Annotated in this window: 6 protein-coding genes and 1 pseudogene; 5 read left to right on the plus strand and 2 right to left on the minus strand. The window is 74.0% G+C overall.

The genetic code is table 11. The features are described from left to right. Positions 1 to 70: 70 nt before the first annotated feature. Positions 71 to 463, minus strand: a complete 393-nt coding sequence (locus ACWGB8_RS37630; RefSeq protein ID WP_452218161.1) for a peptidoglycan-binding domain-containing protein — start codon at positions 461 to 463, stop codon at positions 71 to 73. A 577-nt stretch (positions 464 to 1,040) separates the two neighbouring features. Here ACWGB8_RS37630 and ACWGB8_RS37635 point away from each other — a divergent pair. Then, positions 1,041 to 1,685 (plus strand): NAD(P)-dependent oxidoreductase, encoded by a 645-nt coding sequence (locus ACWGB8_RS37635; protein WP_452218162.1) that lies wholly within the window; start codon positions 1,041 to 1,043, stop codon positions 1,683 to 1,685. A 54-nt stretch (positions 1,686 to 1,739) separates the two neighbouring features. On the opposite strand, the gene ACWGB8_RS37640 is transcribed toward ACWGB8_RS37635, so the two are convergent. Beyond that, entirely contained in the window at positions 1,740 to 2,522 is a 783-nt protein-coding gene (locus ACWGB8_RS37640) for a dioxygenase family protein (protein ID WP_452218163.1), read from the minus strand. A 131-nt stretch (positions 2,523 to 2,653) separates the two neighbouring features. Here ACWGB8_RS37640 and ACWGB8_RS37645 point away from each other — a divergent pair, with 131 nt between their 5' ends. The 4 genes and pseudogenes from ACWGB8_RS37645 to ACWGB8_RS37660 form a co-directional block, all read left to right on the plus strand. Beyond that, on the plus strand, positions 2,654 to 3,121 hold the full coding sequence (locus ACWGB8_RS37645; RefSeq protein ID WP_452218165.1) for a MarR family winged helix-turn-helix transcriptional regulator: 468 nt from the start codon (positions 2,654 to 2,656) through the stop codon (positions 3,119 to 3,121). A 163-nt stretch (positions 3,122 to 3,284) separates the two neighbouring features. Continuing rightward, entirely contained in the window at positions 3,285 to 3,557 is a 273-nt protein-coding gene (locus ACWGB8_RS37650; RefSeq protein ID WP_452218166.1) for an ArsR/SmtB family transcription factor, read from the plus strand. A 1-nt stretch (position 3,558) separates the two neighbouring features. Continuing rightward, positions 3,559 to 4,479 (plus strand): cation diffusion facilitator family transporter, encoded by a 921-nt coding sequence (locus ACWGB8_RS37655; protein WP_452218164.1) that lies wholly within the window; start codon positions 3,559 to 3,561, stop codon positions 4,477 to 4,479. 69 nt (positions 4,480 to 4,548) lie between these two features. Beyond that, a pseudogene (locus ACWGB8_RS37660) lies at positions 4,549 to 5,088 on the plus strand (GNAT family N-acetyltransferase); the annotation flags it as partial. Positions 5,089 to 5,263 lie beyond the last annotated feature (175 nt).

Raw genomic sequence — 5,263 nt, forward strand, 5'->3', positions numbered from 1 at the left:
GTGCGCACGGCGCGAACCCGCCCCCGGGTCACTGGAGTTGCCGGACGGCCTCCCGATCCGTCCGGCAAGGTCAGCCCGGGAGCTGCCAGTTGCAGTTGGACATCCACTGGCCCGTCAGGCGCTGGGTCTCGGCGTCGCCGTTGTGGTGGGCGGCGTCGTAGATCGCCCGGACGGAGGACTTCAGCGCGCCCCCGGTGGCCGGGCCGACGACGCCGTCCTGGTCGAGGCCCTTGCGGGCCTGGAAGTTGATCACCGCGGTCTTGGTGAGCTGGCCGAACTGGCCGTCCGCGTTCAGGCCGGCCGAGTTGGCCCAGTTCAGGCCCTGCTGGAGACAGACGACGGCGGAGCCGGTGCTGCCCACCCGCAGGGTGCTCGCGGCGTTCGCGGACGCGGCGGTGAGGCCGACGACGGCCCCCACGCCGAGGGTGAGGGTCGCGGCGCGAAGGGCCCACTTCTGCTGCATGGTTCGTTCTCTCCTCGGTCGCACAGGTTACGGGAGCGGCGTGGTGCCACACCCGCCGCTCGGAATCCTGCGTCCACCGACGGGATTCGTACAGGCGTTCGCCACTGGTTGGCCGAAAGGGATCTTCGGCCTGCGGGGCAAGGGTCGTGCGACTACGGCCCGTACGTCGCTTTTGTGCTCCCGCCGCACGCTCCGTGCGCGAAGCGCGCATTCGGTGCACATCCGGCCCCGCGCCGCGGGGGCCCGGATGGCCGGCCGGGTGGTAACTGCTCATATGGCGTACAGCAGTGACCTGCGGGATTCCGGACGGCCGGTCTGTTTGTGCCGATGAGGGCGCCCGGTGGAATCCCGCCCTCCGCGGAACGCCCGCGAACGCTCCGGCGAGCCGCCGTCCGGGACGGCTGACGCGCGGTGGCCGGATCGCAGGGTTGGCCGGAATCCGACCCCGGTTCGGCGACTGGGGGGCGGAGTCCGCGGGCTCCGGTACCCGTCCGGGCGCGTGTCCGCGACCGGGCCCCCGCAGCGAGGGGTGCTACTTCTGGGAGGCCCCCGAACCGGAAGCAGAGGCAGGTACGTGATGGCCAGGATCGCCGTGATCGGCGCCGGCGGCAGCATCGGCAGCGCCGTGGTCGAGGAGGCGGTGGCGCGCGGGCACGAGGTCACCGCGGTGGTCCGCGACCCGGCCCGCTACCGGGGGTGGGCGCCCGAGGCCCTGCCGGGGGACGTGCTGCGCCCCGAGGACGTGGCGCGGGTCGCGGCCGGCCGGGACGTCCTGGTCAGCGCCGTCGGCGGCGGGGGCGCGCCGGGGCACCCGCTGATCGAGCCGGCCGCCCGCTCGCTGGTCGAGGGCCTGCGGGCCCTGGAGGGCGCGGCGCCCCGGCTGATCGTGGTGAGCGGTAGCGGCAGCCTGTGGACCGGCCCGGACACCAGGGTCTGGGACACCCCGGGCCTGCCGGACCGACTGCTGCGGGTGATGCGCGCCCACGGTGCCGCCCTGCGGTACTTCCAGAGCGTCGCCGACGTCCGCTGGACGGCGCTCAGCCCGGCGCGCGAGATCGGCCCAGGCGAGCGGACCGGCCGCTACCGGACCGGGCTGGAGCACCTGCTCACTGACGCCGAGGGGCACAGCCGGATCTCGCTGGCCGACTACGCGGTCGCGCTGGTGGACGAGATCGAGCAGCCCGAGCACATCGGCGAGCGCTTCACCTGCTGTGCCGAGTGAGCCCGGGCGCGGGGGTGCGCCGGTCGGGTCGAGCGCGCCGCCGCGCGGCCGGGCTCAGCCCAGCTGGACCGAGCGCTTCGCCAGCCCCATCCAGAAGCCGTCGATGACGCTGCGCTGATCGTGGAGGTCGGCTTCGCCCGCGCCGAGCGTGACGAACAGCGGGGCGAAGTGCTCGGTGCGCGGGTGGGCGAGGCGTCCGGCCGGGGCCTTGTGCTCGAAGTCGAGCAGGGCGTCGAGGTCGCGGGCCTCCAGGGCGCGCCGGCCCCAGTCGTCGAACTCGGCCATCACCGAGCTGACCCGGCCGTCCTGGCTGAGTGCGCGCAGGTTGTGGGTGAAGAAGCCGCTGCCGACGATCAGCACGCCCTCGTCGCGCAGCGGGGCGAGCCGGCGGCCGATCTCCAGCAGGCGCTGCGGGTCGAGGGTGGGCATGGAGATCTGCAGGACGGGGATGTCCGCGTCGGGGTACATCTCCTTCAGCGGGACGTAGGCGCCGTGGTCGAGTCCGCGGTCCGGGACGTCCTGGACCGGGGCGCCGGGCGCGCGCAGCAGCTTGCGGACCCGGTCGGCGAGTGCGGGGGCGCCGGGGGCGGCGTACTCGACCCGGTAGTAGTGCTCGGGGAACCCCCAGAAGTCGTACACCAGCGGGACGGTGCGGACGGCGCCGAGGGCGAGTGGGGCCTCCTCCCAGTGGGCGGAGACCATCAGGATCGCGGTGGGCCGCGGCAGTCCGGCGGACCAGGCGGCCAGCTCGCCGGGCCAGACCGGGTCGTCGGCGAGCGGCGGCGCGCCGTGCGAGAGGTAGAGGGCGGGCATGCGCGCGGGGGCGGCGGTGCTCATGGCGGCTTCCTCGGGGCTGGGTCCTCGGGAGTGGGATCCTCGAAGTTAGTTCAATTTTGAACCTCGACACTCCGAAGGTACACCTTGGTTCGAATTTGAACAACAGGAGTACGATCCCTCCCATGTCCTCCATCAACGAACCCCGCTGGCTCGACCGGGACGAGATGGCCGCCTGGCGGGGCTTCGTCGTCGCGAGCAACCTCCTCAACCGCCGGCTGGAGCGCCAGCTGAAGGAGGACTCCGGACTGTCCCACACCCAGTACGAGGTCCTGGTCCACCTCTCCGCGGCCCCCGACCACTCGCTGCGGATGACCGAACTCGCCGAGAAGCTGGTGACCTCCAAGAGCGGGCTCACCTACCAGGTCACCCAGTTGGAGCGGATGGGCCTGGTCGCCCGCCGCTCCTGCCCGAGCGACGTCCGCGGGATCTTCGCCGAGCTCACCGACGAGGGCCGCGAGGCCGTCCGCCAGGCCGCTCCCGGGCATGTCGCGCTGGTCCGCGAGCTGCTGATCGACGTGCTCACCCGCGAGCAGCTGGCCGCCCTCGCCGAGGGGCTGGGCGAGGTGAGCGCCCGGCTGCGCCCGGACGACCGGGCCTGACCGGGCCCGGCCGGGCTTGACCGGGGGTCCATGCCGGGCGCGACGATACAGTGCTTGCTGAATTCAGCAGCGACTGTACTATTGAGCCATGGACACCGACTCCCGTGCCGCCGACTCCCGTGCCGCCAACCCCCACCTGCCCGGCGCGGACCAGGAGGCCGCGATGGAACGGGTCGGCCGGGCGCTGGCCGACACCAGCCGGCGGCGCATCCTGCTGGCCCTGCTGGACGCCCCGCACTACCCGGCCGACCTCGCCGACGAGCTCGGCCTGACCCGGGCGAACGTCTCCAACCACCTCGCCTGCCTGCGCGAGTGCGGCCTGGTCCGGACGGTCCCCGAGGGGCGCCGCACCCGCTACCTGCTCGCCGACGACCGCCTCGCGCACGCGCTGCGCGACCTGCTCGACGCCGTGATCACCCCCGGAGAGGAGCACTGACATGGGAGCCGGCCACGCCCACGCCCCCTCGGCGGCCACCGCCGGGACGCTCGGCGGCGCCTACCGCCGCCGGATGCTGCTGACCATCGCCGTCACCGCCGCCGTCCTGCTGGTCCAGGTCGTCGGCGGACTCCTCTCCGGCAGCCTCGCCCTGCTCGCCGACTCCGGGCACATGCTCACCGACCTGACCGGGGTCACGCTGGCGCTGCTCGCCGTCCAGGTCGCCCAGCGCTCGCCCACCCTGCGGCGCACCTTCGGCCACTACCGGCTGGAGATCCTCGCCGCCCTCGCCAACGCCCTGCTGCTGATCGGCGTCTTCGCCTGGGTCGCGTATGGGTCCGTGCAGCGCTTCGGCGAACCGGTCGAGGTGCGGGGCGGGCTGATGCTGGCGGTGGCCCTGATCGGGCTGGCCGCCAACCTGGTCGGCGTCGTCCTGCTGCGCGGCGGCAAGGACGCGAGCCTCAACCTGCGCGGTGCCTACCTGGAGGTCCTCGGCGACGCCCTCGGCTCGGTCGCGGCGATCGCCGCGGCCGTCGTCATCCAGCTCACCGGCTGGCAGTACGCCGACCCGATCGCCTCACTGCTGATCGGCCTGATGATCCTGCCGCGCGCCTACCTGCTGCTGCGCGACGCCCTGCGCGTCCTGCTGGAGGCCGCGCCGGAGGACGTCGACCTGGCCGAACTGCGCGGCCACCTGCTCGCCGAGCCGGGCGTCCGCGAGGTGCACGACCTGCACGCCTGGACGATCACCTCGGGCATGCCCGTGCTCACCGCCCACGTGGTCACCGCCGACGACCGCGGCCCCGACCTGCTCGACCGCCTGCGGGCCTGCGTCGCCGAGCACTTCGGCATCGCCCACGCCACCCTCCAACTGGAGCCCGCTGGCAACCCGTTGTGCGCCGCCACGGCCCACAACCGCTAGACCCCCACGACCGCCGCCGGCGCCCATAATCGCTGGCGGCTCCCCGGGCCCGGAGCGACCATGGCAGGTATGAGCCCAGGAACGGACCCGAGCGTCCGCTACGTGCGACCGACCCTGCACGGCGCCCTGGTCCGGCTCCGCCCGGCCACCGCGCAGGACGTCCCGGCCCTCGCCGCCATCCGTGCCACGCCCGAGGTGTACGAGCGCTGGCGCGGCGGCGAGGACCTGGCGGCGGCGGTCGCCGAGGACCTGGACGACCCGGACAGCGAGAGCTTCGCCATCGAGTACGAGGGGCGGGTGGTCGGGGCCGTCCAGTGGTACGCCGAGGACGACCCCGACTACCGGCACGCGGGCATCGACATCTACCTCGCCCCCGCCGCCCACGGCCGCGGCCTGGGAGCCGACGCCGTCCGCACCCTGGCCCGGCACCTGGTCGACGACCTGCGCCACCACCGGCTGGTGATCGACCCGGCGGCGGACAACGCGCCCGCGATCGCCTGCTACCGCAAGGTCGGCTTCCGGCCGGTCGGCGTCATGCGCCGCTACGAGCGGGGCGCGGACGGCAGCTGGCACGACGGCCTGCTGATGGAGCTGCTGGCGGAGGAGCTCGCCGAGGACGTCGCCGGCGGACCCCCGGAGGGGACCGCTCCCGAGGCGCCCCGTCCTGAGGCGCCCCGGCCCTGAGGTGGCGTTCGGTCAGAGGGCGAGGGTTCGCCAGCCCTGGGTGATCTGTTCGCGGACGGTGCCGGTGTCGAGCAGGGTGTGTCCGGCGCCCTGGCCGGCG

This window comes from Kitasatospora sp. NPDC054939 (assembly GCF_053610105.1).